General features: G+C 65.3%; 17 protein-coding genes. 9 read left to right on the forward strand and 8 right to left on the reverse strand.

Features of this window, described 5'->3' with window-relative positions; genetic code table 11:
- Positions 1-107: 107 nt before the first annotated feature.
- The 4 genes from V9K84_RS12240 to V9K84_RS12255 all read left to right on the forward strand — a co-directional run bounded on the left by V9K84_RS12240 (position 108) and on the right by V9K84_RS12255 (position 4,550).
- The gene (locus V9K84_RS12240; protein ID WP_043863051.1) at positions 108-722 is read left to right on the forward strand and encodes a LysE family transporter; all 615 of its coding nucleotides are present in this window, start codon (positions 108-110) and stop codon (positions 720-722) included.
- 61 nt (positions 723-783) lie between these two features.
- Positions 784-1,794: an ABC transporter substrate-binding protein gene (locus tag V9K84_RS12245; protein ID WP_088515686.1), complete on the forward strand. Its 1,011-nt coding sequence runs from the start codon at positions 784-786 to the stop codon at positions 1,792-1,794.
- Positions 1,791-2,636, forward strand: coding sequence for a proline/glycine betaine ABC transporter permease (locus V9K84_RS12250; RefSeq protein ID WP_043863053.1), 846 nt, complete (start codon positions 1,791-1,793; stop codon positions 2,634-2,636). Before V9K84_RS12245 ends, V9K84_RS12250 begins: the two co-directional genes overlap by 4 nt.
- Positions 2,637-2,876: 240 nt before the next feature.
- On the forward strand, positions 2,877-4,550 hold the full coding sequence (locus tag V9K84_RS12255; RefSeq protein WP_088515685.1) for an ABC-F family ATP-binding cassette domain-containing protein: 1,674 nt from the start codon (positions 2,877-2,879) through the stop codon (positions 4,548-4,550).
- On the opposite strand, the gene V9K84_RS12260 is transcribed toward V9K84_RS12255, so the two are convergent.
- Complete coding sequence (locus V9K84_RS12260) at positions 4,461-4,991, reverse strand: cysteine hydrolase family protein (RefSeq protein ID WP_088515684.1); 531 nt, start codon at positions 4,989-4,991, stop codon at positions 4,461-4,463. The two genes, V9K84_RS12255 and V9K84_RS12260, sit on opposite strands and share 90 nt — an antisense overlap.
- A 376-nt stretch (positions 4,992-5,367) precedes the next feature.
- Here V9K84_RS12260 and V9K84_RS12265 point away from each other — a divergent pair, with 376 nt between their 5' ends.
- From V9K84_RS12265 to V9K84_RS12275, 3 genes are all read left to right on the forward strand, one after another.
- The gene (locus V9K84_RS12265) at positions 5,368-6,387 is read left to right on the forward strand and encodes a branched-chain amino acid aminotransferase (RefSeq protein ID WP_043863056.1); all 1,020 of its coding nucleotides are present in this window, start codon (positions 5,368-5,370) and stop codon (positions 6,385-6,387) included.
- A gap of 170 nt (positions 6,388-6,557) precedes the next feature.
- On the forward strand, positions 6,558-7,238 hold the full coding sequence (locus V9K84_RS12270; protein ID WP_043863057.1) for a response regulator transcription factor: 681 nt from the start codon (positions 6,558-6,560) through the stop codon (positions 7,236-7,238).
- Positions 7,216-8,604, forward strand: coding sequence for a HAMP domain-containing sensor histidine kinase (locus tag V9K84_RS12275; RefSeq protein ID WP_088515683.1), 1,389 nt, complete (start codon positions 7,216-7,218; stop codon positions 8,602-8,604). Before V9K84_RS12270 ends, V9K84_RS12275 begins: the two co-directional genes overlap by 23 nt.
- Positions 8,605-8,682: 78 nt before the next feature.
- On the opposite strand, the gene cysS is transcribed toward V9K84_RS12275, so the two are convergent.
- Both cysS and V9K84_RS12285 read right to left on the reverse strand, forming a co-directional pair.
- A complete protein-coding gene (gene cysS / locus V9K84_RS12280) occupies positions 8,683-10,065 on the reverse strand; it encodes a cysteine--tRNA ligase (RefSeq protein ID WP_043863059.1) in 1,383 nt (460 codons plus the stop codon).
- 10 nt (positions 10,066-10,075) lie between these two features.
- Positions 10,076-11,779: a glutamine--tRNA ligase/YqeY domain fusion protein gene (locus V9K84_RS12285; protein WP_338794401.1), complete on the reverse strand. Its 1,704-nt coding sequence runs from the start codon at positions 11,777-11,779 to the stop codon at positions 10,076-10,078.
- A gap of 236 nt (positions 11,780-12,015) precedes the next feature.
- Between V9K84_RS12285 and V9K84_RS12290 the strand changes: the two genes are divergently transcribed.
- Together V9K84_RS12290 and lpxH are read left to right on the forward strand one after the other, a co-directional pair.
- Complete coding sequence (locus V9K84_RS12290; protein ID WP_043863061.1) at positions 12,016-12,519, forward strand: peptidylprolyl isomerase; 504 nt, start codon at positions 12,016-12,018, stop codon at positions 12,517-12,519.
- Positions 12,516-13,238 carry a UDP-2,3-diacylglucosamine diphosphatase gene (gene lpxH, locus V9K84_RS12295; protein ID WP_058541884.1) on the forward strand — a complete coding sequence of 241 codons (723 nt, stop codon included), beginning with the start codon at positions 12,516-12,518 and terminating at the stop codon, positions 13,236-13,238. The genes V9K84_RS12290 and lpxH overlap by 4 nt, the downstream gene beginning before the upstream one ends.
- 76 nt (positions 13,239-13,314) lie before the next feature.
- Here the strand turns inward: lpxH and V9K84_RS12300 are convergent, their stop codons facing one another.
- From V9K84_RS12300 to miaE, 5 genes are all read right to left on the reverse strand, one after another.
- On the reverse strand, positions 13,315-14,844 hold the full coding sequence (locus tag V9K84_RS12300; RefSeq protein ID WP_043863063.1) for a DHA2 family efflux MFS transporter permease subunit: 1,530 nt from the start codon (positions 14,842-14,844) through the stop codon (positions 13,315-13,317).
- On the reverse strand, positions 14,841-16,043 hold the full coding sequence (locus tag V9K84_RS12305) for an HlyD family efflux transporter periplasmic adaptor subunit (RefSeq protein WP_043863064.1): 1,203 nt from the start codon (positions 16,041-16,043) through the stop codon (positions 14,841-14,843). Before V9K84_RS12305 ends, V9K84_RS12300 begins: the two co-directional genes overlap by 4 nt.
- Positions 16,044-16,061: 18 nt before the next feature.
- The gene (locus V9K84_RS12310) at positions 16,062-17,528 is read right to left on the reverse strand and encodes an efflux transporter outer membrane subunit (RefSeq protein WP_088515681.1); all 1,467 of its coding nucleotides are present in this window, start codon (positions 17,526-17,528) and stop codon (positions 16,062-16,064) included.
- Positions 17,525-17,998, reverse strand: a complete 474-nt coding sequence (locus V9K84_RS12315) for a MarR family transcriptional regulator (protein ID WP_043863066.1) — start codon at positions 17,996-17,998, stop codon at positions 17,525-17,527. Before V9K84_RS12315 ends, V9K84_RS12310 begins: the two co-directional genes overlap by 4 nt.
- Positions 17,999-18,189: 191 nt before the next feature.
- Positions 18,190-18,795: a tRNA isopentenyl-2-thiomethyl-A-37 hydroxylase MiaE gene (gene miaE / locus V9K84_RS12320; protein WP_043863067.1), complete on the reverse strand. Its 606-nt coding sequence runs from the start codon at positions 18,793-18,795 to the stop codon at positions 18,190-18,192.
- Positions 18,796-18,907: the final 112 nt, after the last annotated feature.

An 18,907-nucleotide genomic window follows, 5' to 3' on the forward strand; every position in this document is an offset into this window, starting at 1 on the left:
ATCGCTGTGCGATTGTTCGGGCCAGATGCACAACACGGGGTTCGCACCGGCGCAGCGCAGGCGTATCGTATGCACTCGAATCCTGATAGGTAACACGGAGTTTCCCCATGCTTGGCGTAACGGACTACGGTGCCTTCGTGATTGCCTTCCTGGTGCTGCTGGCGATCCCGGGGCCGGGCAATTTCGCGCTGATCACCGCCACCGGCAAGGGCGGCATCAAAGGCGGCCTGGGCGCCACCTTCGGCGTCATCCTGGGTGACCAGGTGCTGTTGTGGCTGGCTGTGGCTGGTGTGGCAGCGCTGCTCACCACCTACCCGGCAGCGTTCCATACCGTGCAATGGCTGGGTGCAGCGTACCTGGCCTACCTGGGCCTGCGCATGGCCCTGGCCAAACCCGGCAGCACGCCGGTACGGCCGATGAAGTCCAAGCACTACCTGCGCCAGACCATGATGATCACCCTGCTCAACCCCAAGGCGATCATGTTCTACATGGCGTTCTTTCCGCTGTTCGTCGACCCGGTCCGGCATCAGGGCTTCGTGACGTTCGGCTTCATGGCGGTGACCATTGCCGTGCTGACCTTCCTGTATGGCCTGGTGGCCGTGCTGCTGACCCACAACCTGGCCGCCCGCCTGCGCGCCAACCCCAAGGTCTCGAACCTGCTCGAACGCCTGGCCGGCATGTGCCTGGTGGGCTTCAGCATCAAGTTGGCGGTACTGCGCTAAACCCCTGGCGCGGGTCTACTACACTTGCCTGACCTTGAAGCGGCGCGGCAAGTGAGACGACATGAAGCGACTGACACAATTGATCGGCGGCGCCCTGCTGGCACTGGGCGTAGCCTCCCAGAGCCTGGCGGCGCCCGCTGCGGCCCCCATCCACTTTGGCGACATCACCTGGGAAAGCGGCAGCCTGACCACGCAACTGCTGCGCTTTATCGTCGAGAAAGGCTACGGCTACCCCACCGACACCCTGCCCGGCAGCACCGTGAGCATGGAGGTGGCGCTGGCGCGCAACGACATCCAGGTGATCGCCGAGGAGTGGGCTGGCCGCAGCCCGGCCTGGACCAGGGCCGAGCAGGCCGGCCAGGTGTTCAGCATCGGGGACACGGTCAAGGGCGCCGACGAAGGCTGGTACGTGCCCGCCTACGTGATCAAGGGCGATGAACAGCGCGGCCTCAAGGCACTGGCCCCGGACTTGCGTTCCGTCCAGGACCTCAAGCGCCATGCCCCACTGTTCAAGGACCCCGAGTCACCCGACAAGGGCCGCTTTCTCAACAGCCCCAGCGGCTGGACCTCCGAGACCGTCAACAGCCAGAAGCTCAAGGCCTACGGGCTGGACGGGCAGTACGTGAACTTTCGCAGCGGCTCGGGCGCGGCGCTGGACGCCGAAATCACCTCCGCCATCCGCCGTGGCAAGCCGGTGCTGTTCTACTACTGGTCGCCCACCCCGCTGATGGGCCGCTACGAGCTGGTGCGCCTCGAAGAGCCGCCATTCGACGCCCAGGCCTGGGCCACCCTCACCGACCCGGGCAACCCCGAGCCCAAAGGCACCCGCTCGCTGCCGGCCAGGCTGTCGATCGGCGTATCGGCGCCGTTTCGCCAGCAGTACCCGGAGCTGGTGGCATTCTTCGCCAAGGTCGATCTGCCGATCGCCACCCTCAACAGCGCCCTGGCAACGATGAGCGAGCAGCGCCAGGCGCCGGACGCTGCAGCGCAGGCCTTTCTCAAGGCGAACCCGAGCATCTGGAAGGCCTGGCTGCCCGCCGAGGTGGCGACCAGGGTCGAGTCGGCCCTGTGAGTACGGGCTTTCCCGAGGCGCTGCACGTTTCGTTCGCAGACAGCGTCAACCGCTTCGTCGACTGGCTGGTGCTGGCCTACGGCGACCAGCTTCGGGCGGTCTCGGACGGGCTGCTGCAACTGCTGGTAGGGTTGGAAAACCTGCTGCGCGCCACGCCGTGGTGGTTGCTGCTGGCGCTGGTGGCACTGCTGACCTGGCACGCCACGCGCAGTGTGCGGCGGGCGCTGCTGCTGAGCGGCCTGCTGTTTCTGATCGGGGTGGTCGGCCTGTGGGACAAGCTGCTGCAGACCTGCGCGCTGGTGCTGGTGAGTACCGGCCTGTGCCTCCTGATCGGCATTCCGTTCGGCATCTTGCTGGCCAGCCGGCCACTGGCGCGCCGGTTGCTGATGCCGGTGCTGGACGTGATGCAGACCCTGCCCAGTTTCGTGTACCTGATCCCGGTGCTGATGCTGTTCGGGCTGGGCAAGGTGCCGGCGATCTTCGCCACCCTGGTGTATGCCCTGCCGCCGCTGGTACGCCTCACCGAACTGGGCCTGTCGCAGGTGGACCCGTCGCTGACCCAGGCCGCCCAGGGGCTGGGCGCCAACCGCTGGCAGCGCTTGCGCCGGGTGGCGTTGCCGTTGGCGCTGCCGAGCATCCTGGCCGGCCTGAACCAGTCGGTGATGATGGCGCTGTCGATGGTGGTGGTGGCCTCGATGATCGGCGCGCGCGGCCTGGGTGAGGACGTGCTGGCCGGCATCCAGACACTGAACGTGGGCAAGGGGGTCGAGGCCGGGCTGGCCATCGTTGCGCTGGCGATCGTGATCGACCGCATCACCCAGGCGTATGGCAAGCCGCGTTAAACCTGCAGCAGCCAGACAAACGGACCATCGGCAGTGTCCATGTTCATCGCTGATTGCGCAGCCACGAGCGGTGCTGAAAAGATGGCCCTCTTTACCTGCGCCAGATCCCCCCTTAGACTACAGGCCTTTTCCCGCATCCCGAGGTATTCGTCCAATGCGCCATTGATGCCACCGTCGTTTCAGACGGCCCGTCTTCAGCCCCGTCACCGGGGGAAGCACCAGGCATCCTTGGAGGTTCGCATGACGAACACGTCATCCCTGACGCTGGACAGCGTCACCTATGCACTGCCCGACGGCAGGCTGCTGTTTTCCAACCTCACCGAACGTTTCGACCAGCGCCGCACCGGCCTGGTGGGGCGCAACGGCGTGGGCAAATCCATACTCGCACGCCTGATGGCCGGTCAGCTCGAGCCCAGCGATGGCCGCTGCCTGCGCCAGGGGCGCGTGCATTACCTCGCTCAACAGCCGATCACCTCCCGCACCACGGTCGCCGACCTGGCCCAGGTACGCCAGGTGATCGAAGCGCTCCAACGCATCGAGGCTGGCAGTACCGCCGCGAGCGACTTCGAGACTGTCGGCGAACGCTGGAACATACGCGAGCAACTGCACAGCCACCTGGCCCGCGAGCAGCTCGGCATGCTGCGCTGGGATCGCCCCGCCGAAACGCTGAGCGGCGGCCAGGCCATGCGCGTGGCACTGCTGGGTGCGTTTCTCGGCGACGCCGACTACCTGATTCTCGACGAGCCCACCAACCACCTGGACGCCCCCAGCCGCGCCGCGCTGATGATCATGCTCGAACGCTGGAACAAGGGGCTGCTGGTCATCAGCCACGACCGCACGCTGCTCGCCAGCATGCAGCGCATCGTCGAGCTGTCGCCCTCGGGCCTGCACAGCTACGGGGGCGACTACAGCGCATTCACCGCTTGCAAGGCCCGCGACACCGAACTGGCCGAGCGCAATCTCGAACGTCTGAAGCTCGAACGCCAGCGCCAGGCCCGCGACCTGCAGCGTCAACACGAGCGCCTCGAACGCCACCAGGCCAGGGCCGGCCACGAGGCCAGGCACAGCAACCAGGCGAAGATCCTGCTCGACCGTCAACAGCAACGCAGCGAGGCCACCGCAGGCAGGCAGCAGCGCAACCACCTGGCCACGCGCCAGGCCATGGACGCCCAGGTGCGTGAAGCCGCTCAACGCCTGGACCCGCAGCAGCCGGTGGTACTGCACGCGCCGGCACGTCAGTTGCCGCCAGGCAGCCAGATCGCCTGGCTGCGTGACCTTGAGCTACCCCACATCCAGCATCCGCACGCGCTCGACCTGGTGCTGTGCGTCGGCCAGCGCCTTGCCCTCACCGGCGCCAACGGCAGCGGCAAATCCACGTTGCTCAAGGTGCTGGCCGGGCAACTGCCGCCCCGCAAGGGTGAATGCGAGACCCGCGCCAGCGTGGCGTACCTGGACCAGCAGTGCAGCCTGCTCGACCCGAGCGTATGCGTGCTGGAGCATGTGCGCGAGGCGTGCCGTGAACTCGACCAGAGCAGCGTGCGCACCCGATTGGCGCAACTGGGCCTGGATGCAGACCGCATCACCCTGCCCAGCGGCCTGCTCAGTGGCGGCGAACGGCTCAAGGCAGCGCTGGCCGCGGTACTCTACAGCGACCAGCCAGCGCAATTGCTGTTGCTCGACGAACCCAGCAACCACCTCGACCTGCCATCGTTGCAGGCCCTGGAACAGATGCTCTGCCAGTATCAGGGGACCCTGCTGGTGGCGTCCCATGACCTGGTGTTCCTGCAACACCTGCAGTTGCAGGGGCAGCTGTGCATGCCGCAATCAGAACTGCACGGCTTCGGTGACGCACAAGGTGGCAAAGCCACTGCCCAGGGTGAGGTTATGATGGGCGACGATGGCCTCGGCGCCTAGGCTGGGGGTATCCATGCAGGTGTGCGCGTCGCTGACCAGTACCGGGCGCACGCCCAGCTCGGCAGCAACGCGGCAATTGGTATCGACGCAGTACTGGGTTTTCATGCCGACCACCACCAGCTCTTCAACGCCCGCCTGCTGCAGCCACTCACGCAGCGGCGTGTTCCAGAAGGCACTGGGCCGGAACTTGTCGAACACGCGGTCGTATTGCTCGTCTACCTCCAGCGCCGGGAGCAGTTGCCAGGGTGTGCTGCCGGCCTCGATCGGCGAACCCTGCGGGCCGGTGTGGCGCGCGACGAATATCGGCGCCCGGGCCGCCCGTGCGGTGCTGATCAGGCGGTTGATGTTGGCCAGTATCCGCTCGCCCTGCCAGGGCTGTTCGGGGCCATGGAACAGGCCGACCTGCATATCCAGAATCAGTAACGCGCGCCGTACGGGCATGGTGTCTCTCCTTAAGATGCCAGCCGGACGCGCCAACCAAAAGGCCCCGTCCATTGCTGGCGGGGCCTTGGGTGACCTGCTGCGTTCGCTTTACACAGCCACCCATCGCCCGCCGATGGCGGTCGTGGTGGTGCGGGTCGAGGTCAACAGGTCGATATTCATGTCACGCACAATGCTCCACGAGCCCTGCGTCGGTCAAGCCCATGGCGGCGCGACCACTCACGCTCGGTCACGCCGGACCTGAAGCGCTGGCGGCCGGGCACCGGCGCAATCGGCATCTGCCCGTTTCCGATCTGCACGGGATGTATTATCGTGGCTGCTTGCGCAATATGCGTGGCCTGACCATACAGGCATTTGCCAACCGATCGAGGGTGCCATGAGTAACGAGAGCATTAACTGGGACAAGCTGGGCTTTGACTACATCAAGACCGACAAGCGCTACCTTTCCTACTTCCGTGATGGCGAGTGGGACAAGGGCACCCTGACCGAAGACAACGTACTGCACATCAGCGAAGGCTCCACCGCGCTGCACTATGGCCAGCAATGCTTCGAAGGCATGAAGGCCTACCGCTGCAAGGATGGCTCGATCAACCTGTTCCGCCCCGACCAGAACGCCCTGCGCATGCAGCGCAGCTGCGATCGCCTGCTGATGCCGCGGGTGCCGACCGAACAGTTCATCGAGGCCTGCAAGCAGGTGGTCCAGGCCAACGAACGCTTCGTACCGCCGCACGGCAAGGGCGCCCTGTACCTGCGTCCGTTCGTGATCGGCGTGGGTGACAACATCGGCGTACGCACCGCGCCGGAGTTCATCTTCTCGATCTTCGCCATCCCGGTTGGCTCGTACTTCAAGGGCGGCATGACCCCGCACAAGTTCCTGATCTCCGATTTCGACCGTGCCGCGCCCCAGGGCACCGGCGCCGCCAAGGTCGGTGGCAACTACGCAGCCAGCCTGCAACCAGGCTATGAGGCCAAGAAGGCCGGCTTTGCCGACTGCATCTACCTCGACCCGCTGACCCACAGCAAGATCGAGGAAGTGGGTTCGGCCAACTTCTTCGGCATCACCGCCAACAACGAGTTCGTGACCCCGAAATCCGCCTCGGTGCTGCCGGGCATCACCCGCCTGTCGCTGATGCAACTGGCCGAATCGCGCCTGGGCCTGAAGGTGATCGAGGGCGACGTGCTGATCAACCAACTGGACCGCTTCATCGAAGCCGGTGCCTGCGGCACCGCTGCGGTGATCACCCCGATCGGCGGCATCCAGTACAACGGCAAGCTGCACGTGTTCCACAGCGAAACCGAAGTCGGTCCGGTGACCCAGAAGCTCTACGCCGAGCTGACCGGTATCCAGAGCGGTGACGTCGAAGCGCCGGCGGGCTGGATCGTCAAGGTCGCCTGAATGCATCGCGGGTCAAGCCCGCTCCCACAGGTTCATCGCAACCTTGTGGGAGCGGGCTCGACCCGTGACTGGCTGCACAGCAGCCCTTTTTCAAGATGAATTTTTCTTTAACCCGGGCACCGCCTATTCTTTGGCACAATCGAGTCTCCACACGCCGCCCAGGTAAGAGCATGCCCCGCGTACTGACTATCGAAGACGATGCCGTCACCGGCCAGGAAATCGTCGCCGAACTCTCCAGCCACGGCCTTGAGGTCGACTGGGCCGACAACGGTCGTGAAGGCCTGGCCAAGGCAATCGCCGGCGGCTACGACCTGATCACCCTCGACCGCATGCTGCCCGAAGTCGACGGCCTGACAATCGTCACCACCCTGCGCAACCTCAAGATCGCCACGCCGATCCTGATGATCAGCGCCCTCTCCGATGTCGATGAACGCGTGCGCGGCCTGCGCGCCGGTGGTGACGACTACCTGACCAAGCCGTTTGCCTCCGACGAGATGGCGGCGCGCGTGGAAGTGCTGCTGCGCCGCAACAGCGTGCCGATGGCCCAGACCCGCCTGCAGGTCGCCGACCTGGAGCTGGACCTGATAAGCCACGAGGCCCGGCGCGGTGAGCAGACACTCAACCTGCTGCCCACCGAGTACAAGCTGCTGGAATTCCTGATGCGCCACGCCGGCCAGGTCATCACCCGCATGATGATCTTCGAGGAAGTCTGGGGGTATCACTTCGACCCCGGCACCAACCTGATCGACGTGCACATCGGGCGTCTGCGCAAGAAGATCGACGCCGCCGGGCAAACCCCGCTGATTCGCACCGTGCGGGGCTCCGGCTATGCCATTGCCGAACCCGTCTAAGGGCTGGAGTTCGTCCACCAGCCGCCTGCTGGCGCTGTACAGCTTTCTGTTCGTGGCCTGGAGCAGCATCCTCATGGGGGTGCTGTACTTCGAGGTGTCCGGCTACCTGAACAAGCTCACCCGCCATTCCCTGTTGCAGCGCCAGCATCTGTTCGCACACATGAGCGGCAAGCAGCTCGACGACGCCCTGATCGCCAGCCAGGCCTTCGACGAACGCAGCTTCGATGCCTACGGGCTGTTCGACGCGCAGTTCAACCCACTGGGCGGGCAGATCCGCCAGATCCCGCCCGAGCTGGGCCTGGATGGCAGGATCCACGAGCTCAGCCGCTGCCTGGATGCCGATGACCCGCGCATGCCAAAAGACAGCTGTGATGCCGTGGCGCTCAAGGTGCGCGATGGCCGCTGGCTGGTGCTGGTACGCGACAACGGTTCGCTGTTCGTGGTCACGCGGATCATTCTGCATGCCTTGCTGTGGGGGCTGTCGCTGACCATCATTCCCGGCATCGCCGGCTGGTACCTGCTGCGGCGCCGCCCGCTCAAGCGCATAAGGGCGATCCAGGCCAGTGCCGAGCTGATCGTGGCCGGCGACCTCACCCACCGTCTGCCGCTGTCGTCGCGCCGTGACGAACTGGACATGCTGGCAGCCATCGTCAACGCCATGCTCGACCGCATCGAGCGGCTGATGCACGAGGTCAAAGGCGTGTGCGACAACATTGCCCACGACCTGCGCACCCCGCTGACGCGCCTGCGGGCCCAGCTGTACCGGATCCGCCAGCAGGTCGGCGACGACTCGATCCAGGCCGACCAGATGGACCAGGCCATCAGCGAAACCGACACCCTGATGGCGCGTTTTCGCGGGTTGCTGCGCATCAGCGAACTGGAAGACCGCCAGCGCCGTGCCGGCTTCGTCGAGCTGGACCCGCGTGCCCTGCTGGTAGAGCTGCATGACTTCTACCTGCCGCTGGCCGAGGACGGCGAAATTCGCCTGGTCCTGGTGCTGCCCGACCAGTTGCCGGCGCTCAAGGGCGACCGCGAGCTGCTGTTCGAGGCCCTGGCCAACCTGCTGGGCAATGCCATCAAGTTCACCCCGGTCGGTGGTCAGGTGCGGATGCGAGCCCGTGAAGACGCCCAGGGCGTGCTGATCGAGGTGGAGGACAGCGGGCCGGGGATTCCGGCGGACGAGCGCGAGGCCGTGCTCAAGCGGTTCTACCGCAGCGAGGAAGGTCATCGGCACAACGGGTTCGGGCTGGGGCTTTCGATCGTTGCAGCGATCGTCGACCTGCATGGGTTCGGACTGGAGGTGGGCGCAAGTGAGCTGGGTGGGGCGCGGCTGGTGTTGCAGTGCAGGCCGCAGGCGGCCAGTTAGGGCCCTTTCGCCGGCAAGGCCGGCTCCTACAGCAACCTGTGCAGGAGCCGGCCTCGCCGGCGAAAAGTTCAGCGCCGATCAGTCAGCCAGGCGCCAGGTCGTCGTGCCCTTGCCGTCTTCCAGCACCACGCCCATGGCAGTCAGCTGGTCGCGGATGCGATCCGATTCGGCCCAGTTCTTGTCGGTACGTGCCTGCAGACGCGCCTGGATCAACGCCTCCACTTCAGCCGCATCGACCTTGCCTTCGGCGCCCGCCTGCAGGAAGTCGTCGGCCTCCAGCTGCAACACGCCCAGCAGCTCGGCCAGCTCGCGCAAACGGCCCGCCAGGCCAGCGGCCACCTCAGGCTCGGCCTCGCGCACGCGGTTGATCTCGCGCACCAGGTCGAACAGCACCGCACAGGCTTCAGGCGTGCCGAAGTCGTCGTTCATGGCCGCGGCAAAACGCTCGACATACGCCTCGCCACCTTGCGCGGCCACGCGCGGCAAGCCGCGCAGCGCATGGTAGAAGCGTTCCAGCGCGCCCTTGGCTTCGCGCAGGCTGTCCTCGGAGTAGTTGATCGAGCTGCGGTAGTGGCTCGACACCAGCAGGTAGCGCACCACCTCCGGGTGATACTTGTCGAGCACGTCGCGAATGGTGAAGAAGTTGTTCAACGACTTGGACATCTTCTCGCCATTGATACGGATCATGCCGCAATGCATCCACGCCTTGGCGTACTGCTTGCCGGTGGCCGCCTCGCTCTGGGCAATCTCGTTCTCGTGGTGCGGGAACTCCAGGTCGTTGCCGCCACCATGAATGTCGAAGCTCTCGCCCAGGCAGCAGGTCGACATCACCGAGCACTCGATGTGCCAGCCCGGACGGCCCGGGCCCCACGGCGATTCCCAGCTCGGCTCGCCGGGCTTGACGCCCTTCCACAGCACGAAGTCGAGCGGGTCCTGCTTGGCCTCGTCGACCTCGATGCGGGCACCGATGCGCAGGTCTTCGATCTTCTTGCGCGACAGCTTGCCGTAGCCGACGAACTTGCCGACGCGGTAGTACACGTCGCCGTTGCCCGGCGCGTAGGCATAACCCTTGTCGATCAGGGTCTGGATCATCGCGTGCATGCCGGCGATGTGGTCGGTGGCACGCGGCTCCTGGTCCGGCGGCAGGATGTTCAGACGGCGCTCGTCCTCGTGCATCGCGTCGATCATGCGCGCGGTCAGCGCTTCGAACGATTCGCCGTTCTGGTTGGCGCGGTTGATGATCTTGTCGTCGATGTCGGTGATGTTGCGCACATAGGTCAGGTCGTAGCCGCTGTAGCGCAGCCAGCGCGTGACCAGGTCGAACGCGACCATGCTGCGCCCATGGCCCAGGTGGCAGAAGTCGTACACGGTCATGCCGCACACGTACATGCGAACCTTGTTGCCATCGAGCGGAACGAAAACTTCCTTGGTCTTGCTCAGGGTGTTGTAGATGCTTAGCACGTAGAGTTCCTTAGCTGCCCCACGAATCGCGCAGGGTCACGGTGCGGTTGAACACCGGCTTACCCGGCGTGGAGTCTTTCAGGTCGACGCAGAAGTAGCCTTCGCGCTCGAACTGGAAGCGGTCTTCGGGCTGGGCCTGGCCCAGCGAAGGTTCCGCACGACAACCGCTCAGCACCTGCAGCGAATCGGGATTGATGTTGTCAAGGAAGCTGCCGCCGTCGTCGGTCTTCTCGGGGTTGGCCGAACGGAACAGGCGGTCATACAGACGTACTTCGCACTCGACGCTGGCCGCGGCCGGCACCCAGTGGATCACACCCTTGACCTTGCGGCCTTCGGGGTTCTTGCCCAGGGTGTCGGGGTCGTACGAGCAGCGCAGCTCGACGATGTTGCCCTCGGCATCCTTGATCGCCTCGTCGGCGCGGATCACGTAGCTGCCACGCAGGCGCACTTCACCGGCCGGCTCCAGGCGCTTGTAGCCCTTGGGCGGCTCTTCCATGAAGTCGTCGCGGTCGATGTAGATCTCGCGGGCGAACGGCAGTGCACGCACGCCCATGTCTTCCTTGGGGTGACGCGGCAGTTCGAGCTGCTCGACCTGGCCTTCGGGGTAGTTGGTGATGACTACCTTCAGCGGGCGCAGTACGCACATGGCCCGTGGCGCGGTGCGGTCCAGGTCGTCACGGATGCTGAATTCGAGCATCGACATGTCGACCACGCCGTCGGAACGGTTGGTGCCGACCATCTCGCAGAAATTGCGGATAGACGCCGGGGTGTAGCCACGACGGCGAAAGCCCGACAGCGTGGACATGCGCGGGTCGTCCCAGCCCTGTACGTGCCGCTCGTCCACCAGTTGCTTGAGCTTGCGCTTGCTGGTGATGGTGTAGTTCAGGTTCAGGCGGCTGAACTCGTACTGGCGCGGCTTGCACGGCACCGGCAGGTGGTCGAGGAACCACTCGTACAACGGACGATGGCTTTCGAACTCCAGGGTGCAGATCGAGTGGGTGATGCCCTCGATGGCGTCCGACTGGCCATGGGTGAAGTCGTAGATCGGGTAGATGCACCAGGTGTCACCGGTCTGGTGATGATGGGCATGGCGGATGCGGTACAGGATCGGGTCGCGCAGGTTCATGTTCGGCGAGGCCATGTCGATCTTGGCGCGCAGCACGCGCTCGCCATCCTGGAACTCGCCGGCCTTCATGCGCGCGAACAGGTCGAGGTTTTCCTCGACGCTGCGCTCGCGGAACGGGCTGTTCTTGCCCGGCTCGGTCAGGTTGCCGCGGTACTCGCGGGCCTGCTCCGGGGTCAGGTCGCACACATAGGCATTGCCCGACTTGATCAGGTCGACCGCCCACGCATGCAACTGCTCGAAGTACTGCGAGGCATAGCGCACCCGGCCGGTCCACTCGAAGCCCAGCCACTTGACGTCACGCTGGATGGCGTCGATGTACTCCTGGTCCTCTTTGGCCGGGTTGGTGTCATCGAAGCGCAGGTGACAGGCACCGCCGAATTCCTGGGCCAGGCCGAAGTTCACGCAGATCGACTTGGCGTGACCAATGTGCAGGTAGCCGTTGGGCTCCGGCGGGAAACGGGTGACGATGCTGGTGTGCTTGCCCGAATCCAGGTCGGCCTGCACGATCGGACGCAGGAAGTTCACAGGGACGGCGGGCGCGCCTTTGGCAGCGGCGTTGGGAGCGTTGTCAGCGGTGGGCTTGCTCATAGGATCCTTGAAATACCGGTACACGGCCCGGGTAGGCCGACTGAATCAAAGCGCTTATCATAGCCCAAGCGCCCGAGCTGCCGACAGGGCAGCGCCGACAAACTGGCGCTATATTCGGCTGGCCGGGCAAAAAAACTGCCGTGACGTGCGTATCGTGGCCTGTAAACTGTGCGTCAGGGTTACTACGCGATCCTGCGCACCCATTTCTTGAATGCCTGAAAAGCGAGAATTTGAGCATGACCCAAGTCAAACTGACCACCAATCACGGTGACATCGTCATCGAGCTGAACGCCGAGAAAGCCCCGATCACCGTGGCCAACTTCATCGAGTACGTCAAAGCCGGTCACTACGAGAACACCGTGTTCCACCGCGTCATCGGCAACTTCATGATCCAGGGCGGCGGTTTCGAGCCGGGCATGAAAGAGAAGAAAGACAAGCGCCCGAGCATCCAGAACGAAGCCGACAACGGCCTGAGCAACGACAAGTACACCATCGCCATGGCCCGTACCATGGAGCCGCATTCGGCCTCGGCGCAGTTCTTCATCAACGTCGCCGACAACAGCTTCCTCAACCACAGCGGCAAGAACGTGCAGGGCTGGGGTTATGCAGTGTTCGGCAAAGTCACCGAAGGCACCGACGTGGTCGACAAGATCAAGGCCGTTGCCACCGGTTCCAAAGCCGGCCACCAGGACGTGCCAGCCGAAGACGTGATCATCGAGAAAGCCGAGATCATTGGGTGATACTGCTGATCTCCGATCTGCACCTGCAAGAAGAACGCCCGGACATTACCCGGGCGTTTCTTGATCTGCTGGCCACCCGTGCCCGCAGCGCGCAAGCGCTGTACATTCTCGGGGACTTTTTCGAGGCCTGGATAGGCGACGATGCCATGACGCCCTACCAGGCGTCGATCTGCCAGGCCTTGCGTGCGCTGAGCGACACGGGCACCCAGGTGTTCCTGATGCACGGCAACCGCGACTTCCTCATCGGCCAGGCGTTCTGCAAGGCCGCAGGCGCCACCCTGCTACCCGACCCCAGCGTGGTCGAACTGGGCGGCGAGCCGGTGCTGCTGATGCATGGCGACAGCCTGTGCACCCGTGACGAAGGCTACATGAAGCTGCGCCGTTACCTGCGCAACCCCGTGAGCCTGTGGGTGCTGCGCCACCTGCCGTTGCGCACGCGGCACAAGCTTGCGCGCAAGCTGCGCAGCGAAAGCCGCGCGCAGACGCGCATGAAGGCCAATGACATTGTCGATGTGACGCCCGAGGAGGTACCGCGGGTGATGCAGCAGCATGGCGTGCGCACCCTGGTGCATGGGCACACCCATCGCCCGGCGATCCACAAGCTGGTGGTGGGCGATGCGCCGGCGCGGCGTATCGTGCTGGGCGACTGGGATCGCCAGGGGTGGGCGCTGCAGGTGGATGAACAAGGGTTCCAGCTGGCACCCTTCGACTTTGCCTGACCCCTTCGCCGGCAAGGCCGGCTCCTACAGGTTTTGCGTAACCCTGTAGGAGCCGGCCTTGCCGGCGAAGCCTTTTTCAGTGCCCCGCCGATGCCGGCCCGGCCTTGGCCGCGAACGGCGGCTTGGCCAGCCACACCAGCAGCACCAGCCCGACGAACACCCAGCCCATCAACGTGAAGTAATCCACCGTCGACATCATGTACGCCTGGCTGTTGAGCATCTGCTCCAGCTGCGCATACGACTGCCCGTTCGCCCCGCCCAGGTGGCCGAGCATGTCACGGGTGGCCGGCTCATAGGTACTGATGCTTTCGCTCAGGTACGCATGGTGCTGGTCGGCCCGGCGAATCCAGATCCAGGTGGTCAGCGACGCGGCAAAGCTGCCGCCCAGGGTCCGCAGGAAGGTCGCCAGCCCCGAGCCGTCGGCGATCTGCTGCGGCGGCAGGTCCGAAAGCAGGATGCTCAAGGTGGGCATGAAGAACAACGCCACGCCGATACCCATGAACAGCTGCACCAGGGCGATGTGCTGGAAGTCCACCTCGTTGGTGAAGCCGGCCCGCATGAAGCAGCTGGCACCGATTGCCACGAACGCCAGCCCCGCCAGCACGCGCAGGTCGAACTTGTGCGCGTACTTGCCCACGAACGGCGACATCAGCACCGGCAGCAGGCCGATCGGCGCCACCGCCAGCCCCGCCCAGGTGGCGGTGTAGCCCATCTGGGTCTGCAGCCATTGCGGCAGGATCAGGTTGATGCCGAAGAACCCCGCATACCCGCCCACCAGCACGATGGTGCCGATGCGAAAGTTGCGGTGGGCAAACAGACGCAGGTTCACCACCGGGTGCTTGTCGGTCAGTTCCCAGATGATGAACACCGCCAGGAACACCACCGAAATCAGGCTGCCGATGACGATGAAACTGGACTCGAACCAGTCCAGGTCATTGCCCTTGTCGAGCACGATCTGCAATGCCCCCACCCCGACGATCAGGCTCAACAGCCCGATGTAGTCCATCGGCTGGCGGCTGGTGCTCACCGGCCGGGTACGCATCTGCTGACGCACCACGGCGGCAGCGAACAGGCCGATCGGCACGTTGATGAAGAAGATCCACGGCCAGCTGTAGCTGTCGGTGATCCAGCCACCGAGTATCGGCCCGGCAATCGGCGCCACCACCGTGACCATCGCCAGCAGCGCCAGGGCCATACCCCGCTTGGCCGGGGGGTACACCGCAATCAGCAGGGTCTGGGTCATGGGGTACAACGGCCCGGCCACCACGCCCTGCAACACGCGAAAGCCGACCAGCTCGGGCATCGATTGCGAGATACCGCACAGAAACGACGCCAGCACGAACAGCAGCGTGGCCCAGATGAACAGCTTCACCTCGCCGAAGCGCCGGCTCAGCCAGCCGGTCAGCGGCAAGGCTATCGCGTTGCTCACCGCGAACGAGGTGATGACCCAGGTGCCCTGCTCCGAACTCACCCCCAGGTTGCCGGAGATGGTAGGCAGGGCGACGTTGGCGATGGTGGTGTCGAGCACCTGCATGAACGTCGCCAGCGACAGGCCGATGGTGGTCAGCAGCAGGCTTGGCGGGGTGAACGAAGCCTGCCCGCTCATCGCTGCGCAGTCTTGCCGCTGGCGGCGCTGTTGTCATGGATCAGGCGCGCGATCAGGGTATCGGCCTCCACCAGCTGGCGGTCGTACACCTGGGTGGCGAACGAGGCTTTCTGCGGCGGCTGTTGCGCCAGCACCGGGCCGCTCTGGTCGTGCAGGTCGACGTCGACCTGGGTCGACAGGCCGATCCGCAGCGGGTGTTCGGCCAGTTGCTCGGGGTTGATGTGGATCCGCACTGGCACGCGCTGGACGATCTTGATCCAGTTGCCGGTGGCGTTCTGCGCCGGCAGCAGGGCGAAGGCGCTGCCGGTACCGGCGCCCAGGCTGTCGATGGTGCCGCTGTACTTCACGTCGCTGCCGTACAGGTCGGCAACGATGTCCACCGGCTGACCGATACGCATGTTGCGCAGCTGGGTTTCCTTGAAGTTGGCGTCGATCCACAGCTGATCCAGCGGAATCACCGCCATGGTCGCGGTGCCCGGCTGCAGGCGCTGGCCCAGTTGCACCGTGCGCTTGGCCACATAGCCGGTGACCGGCGCCACCAGGGTGGTGCGGGCATTGTCCAGGTAGGCCTGGCGCAGGTCGGCGGCGGCAGCCTGCACTTCGGGGTGCGAGGAGACCACGGTGTCGTCGACCAGCGCGGTGGTGGTGTTGAGCTGCTGCTGGGCATTGCTCAGCGCGCTTTGTGCCGATGCCAGGTCGTCACGGGCGTGGGACAGCTCCTCCTGCGAGATCGCCCCGCCGGCGGCCAGGGTCTTGCGTCGGTTGTAGTTTTCCTGGGCCTTCTGCAGCTCGGCCTTGCGCGCCGCCACCTGGGCCTTCTGCCCGTCGACGTTGCTGTAAAGCCCACGCACCTGGCGCACGGCGCGCGCTAGCTTGGCCTCGGCGCTCTGCAGGCCGACCTCGGTGTCGCTCGGGTCGAACTGGATCAGCACCTGGCCGGCGTGCACCAGGTCGCCATCGTCGGCGCCGATGCTGGTGACGGTGCCGGTGACCAGCGGGGTGATTTCCACCACGTTGCCGTTCACATAGGCGTCGTCGGTGTTTTCGCTCCAGCGCCCGTAGAGCTCGTGCCAGGCCCACACACCGGCGCCAAGCACGAGTACGAGCACCAGCAGCCCGAGCAGCAGCGTCTTGCGCTTGCGCTGATTGTTGAGGTCCTGCTCGGTAGGGGCAGTGTCCGGGGAGGATGCAGTGGCCATGAGAAATACCTTGGCGTTTTATTGATTGCGGGAAGTCGAGGGCAATGCGGCGGCCTGGGTGTCGGCCTGGTAGCCGCCCCCCAGCGCCTGCATCAACTGGATCGACAGGTCGATCTGTTCGGCGTTCAGTTCGGCCAGCTGACGCTGCGACTGCAGCAGCTGCTGTTCGATGCTCAGCACATCCAGGTAGTTGCCGATGCCGGAGCCATAGCGCTGCATCACGGTGTCGTAGGACTGCTGGGCGATGTCGGTGGCACGTTGCTTGGCTGCAATCTGCTGGCCCAGTGCATGCAGCTGGTCGATGCTGTCGCTGACCTCGCCCAGTGCACGCACCAGGCTCTTGTTGTATTGCGCCACGGCCAGGTCGTAGTCGGCATCACGGGCATCGAGGTCAGCGCGCAGGCGCCCGCCGTCGAAAATCGGCAGCGACACGGTCGGGGCGATGTTGAAGAAGCGGCTCGGCGCGCCGAAGATCGCATCACCCAGCAGTGCCTGGGTGCCGGCGGCGGCGCTCAGGTTGAGGTTGGGGTAGAAGCGTGTCTTGCTCGCATCGATCGACTTGCTCGCCGCCTCGACCCGCCAGCGCGCGGCCACCAGGTCCGGACGCCGGCCCAGCAACTCGGCCGGCAGCACCGAGGGCAGCGCCACCGCAGCAGGCTTGAGCACATTGGGGCGGGCGATCTGCTGGCCACGGTCGGGGCCCTTGCCCAGCAGCACCGCCAGCGCGATCTGCGCGCTGCGCAGCTGCTTCTGGGCATTGATGGCCTGCTCCTGGGAGCTGGCTTCCAGGCTTTCGGTCTGCTGCAGCTGGTACTGGCTGTCGATACCCGAGGCCAGCCGGCGCTGGCTGAGTTCGAGCATCTGGCGGGTACGCTTGAGGTCTTCCTGGGTCAGGTCGTTGACGATGTGCGCCTGGCCCAGCTGGCTGTAGGCACGGGCAACGTCGGCGGCCAGGGTCAGTTGTGCGGCCTGGCGGTCCACCTCGGCGGCACGGGCCTGGCCCAGGGCGGCTTCCCAGGCATCGCGTTGCCCACCCCAGAGATCGAAGGTGTAGTTGAAGGTCGCGCTCAGGCTGCGCAGGGTGGAGTAGCTGCCGCCCTGCCCCGTCGGGTCCTGGTCACGGGCCAGGCGCGAGCGGCTGACCCCGGCGCTGGCATCCAGCGTGGGCATGCGCTCGGCGTCGGCAGCGTAGGCTGCGGCGCTGGCCTGATGGGCACGGGCGCTGGCAACCTGCATGTCGGGGCTGTCGCGCAAGGCCTCGCCGATCAGGCTGTCCAGTTGCGGGTCGCCAAGGCGGGTCCACCAGTCGCCCTTGGGCCAGGCCGCAGGCGACAGGGCAACGCCGCCGAGGGTCTTGCCAGCCTGCAGGTCGGCGGCGCCGAGGCGCCGGCCCTGGGTATCGAGGCCACTGTAGTTGGCGCAACCGGCCAGGCTCAGGGCAAGCACCAGCAGGCTTGCACCGGCACGCAGGGCTCGTGGTTTCATTGGGCCTCCACGCGCAGAGCGGTGACGGCATCGCCGGCCGCCAGCAGCACCTTGGTCAGGATCTTTTCCAGGGTCTTGAGCTCGTCCGGGGCCAGCACGCCAACCAGCTCGTTCATCGCCGAGGCACCGATCTGGGGCAACTGGCCGGCCAGCACATCGCCATCGGCGGTGAGCTCCAGGCGTACCTGGCGGCGGTCCTGCGGGCAGCGGCTGCGGGCGATCAGGCCCTTCTGCTCCAGGCGATCGAGCATGCGCGTCATCGACCCGCTGTCCAGGCTGAGGAAACGGCACAGTTCGGCGGGGGTATCGACCCCGTACTGGGACACGATGATCAGCACCTTGAACTGCGCGGCGGTGACGCCGAAGTCCTGCAGGTGGCTGTCCAGAATGCGGTCCTTCACCAGTGCGGCGCGCCCCAGGAGCATGCCGATGGTGCAGGACTGGAAGTTTTCGGGGGTGAAGTGCTGCATGAAGGGAGATACCTGCTTAGGCAGTGGATGCCGCAGATATTACTGCTCAGGCAGCGAATGGCCAAGCATTAATTAGCTTGCTTTCTATTTGGTCGACAAAAGGAGGTATTGCGGCGCCCGTATCGCGGGTCGAGCCCGCTCCCACAGGATGGGTCCATCAGCCTGTGGGAGCGGGCTTGGCCCGCGATGCTTCAGGCCGGCACGCCGCTATGGAAGCGAAACTCCACGTCCGGCGTGGTGATCAGTTCGGCTTCCACCTCGCGCACCCGCTCCACGGTGCGCTCCACATCCGCCGCTTCGCCATACTGGTACGCCAGCTTCAGGTACCCCTGGTAATGGCGCGCCTCGCTCTTGAGCAGCCCGTGGTAGAACTTGCCCAGTTCCTCGTCCAGGTGCGGCACCACCGCAGCAAAGCGCTCGCAGCTGCGCGCCTCGATGAACGCGCCGACCACCAGCGTGTCCACCAGCTTCACCGGCTCGTGCGCGCGCACCACCTTGCGCAGCCCCGAGGCATAGCGCCCTGCCGACAATGGGCGCAAGGCCACCTTGCGCTTCTTCATCAGGCGCAGCACCTGCTCGTGATGCACCAGCTCCTCGCGGGCCAGGCGCGACATCATGTTGATCAGGTCGACATGCGTGTTGTACTTGGCAATCAGGCTCAGCGCCGTGCTGGCGGCCTTGAACTCGCAGTTCTTGTGGTCGATCAGCATCGTCTCCTGGTCGGCCAGGGCGGCATCGACCCAGGCATCCGGGGTGCGGCAGGCGAGGAAGGCTTCGATTTCGGGAATAAGGGACATAGGCTCACAAACGGGCATGGGGTGTCGACAAGACCGGCGATTATACCGGCGGCAGTGGCGATCACCAGTGACTATGCTTGATGCATATCAACATCCACCGCATCCGGGGCGC

The organism is Pseudomonas sp. AE27, from assembly GCF_037113495.1.
Taxonomy (GTDB): domain Bacteria; phylum Pseudomonadota; class Gammaproteobacteria; order Pseudomonadales; family Pseudomonadaceae; genus Aquipseudomonas; species Aquipseudomonas palmensis.

Bases quoted from the DNA above. Each gene is read 5' to 3' on its own strand.
- V9K84_RS12240 (WP_043863051.1), top strand. From the start codon at position 108: ATGCTTGGCGTAACGGACTACGGTGCCTTCGTGATTGCCTTCCTGGTG.
- V9K84_RS12245 (WP_088515686.1), top strand. From the start codon at position 784: ATGAAGCGACTGACACAATTGATCGGCGGCGCCCTGCTGGCACTGGGC.
- V9K84_RS12255 (WP_088515685.1), top strand. From the start codon at position 2,877: ATGACGAACACGTCATCCCTGACGCTGGACAGCGTCACCTATGCACTG.
- V9K84_RS12260 (WP_088515684.1), bottom strand. From the start codon at position 4,991: ATGCCCGTACGGCGCGCGTTACTGATTCTGGATATGCAGGTCGGCCTG.
- V9K84_RS12265 (WP_043863056.1), top strand. From the start codon at position 5,368: ATGAGTAACGAGAGCATTAACTGGGACAAGCTGGGCTTTGACTACATC.
- V9K84_RS12270 (WP_043863057.1), top strand. From the start codon at position 6,558: ATGCCCCGCGTACTGACTATCGAAGACGATGCCGTCACCGGCCAGGAA.
- V9K84_RS12275 (WP_088515683.1), top strand. From the start codon at position 7,216: ATGCCATTGCCGAACCCGTCTAAGGGCTGGAGTTCGTCCACCAGCCGC.
- V9K84_RS12285 (WP_338794401.1), bottom strand. From the start codon at position 11,779: ATGAGCAAGCCCACCGCTGACAACGCTCCCAACGCCGCTGCCAAAGGC.
- V9K84_RS12290 (WP_043863061.1), top strand. From the start codon at position 12,016: ATGACCCAAGTCAAACTGACCACCAATCACGGTGACATCGTCATCGAG.
- V9K84_RS12300 (WP_043863063.1), bottom strand. From the start codon at position 14,844: ATGAGCGGGCAGGCTTCGTTCACCCCGCCAAGCCTGCTGCTGACCACC.
- V9K84_RS12305 (WP_043863064.1), bottom strand. From the start codon at position 16,043: ATGGCCACTGCATCCTCCCCGGACACTGCCCCTACCGAGCAGGACCTC.
- V9K84_RS12310 (WP_088515681.1), bottom strand. From the start codon at position 17,528: ATGAAACCACGAGCCCTGCGTGCCGGTGCAAGCCTGCTGGTGCTTGCC.
- V9K84_RS12315 (WP_043863066.1), bottom strand. From the start codon at position 17,998: ATGCAGCACTTCACCCCCGAAAACTTCCAGTCCTGCACCATCGGCATG.
- miaE (WP_043863067.1), bottom strand. From the start codon at position 18,795: ATGTCCCTTATTCCCGAAATCGAAGCCTTCCTCGCCTGCCGCACCCCG.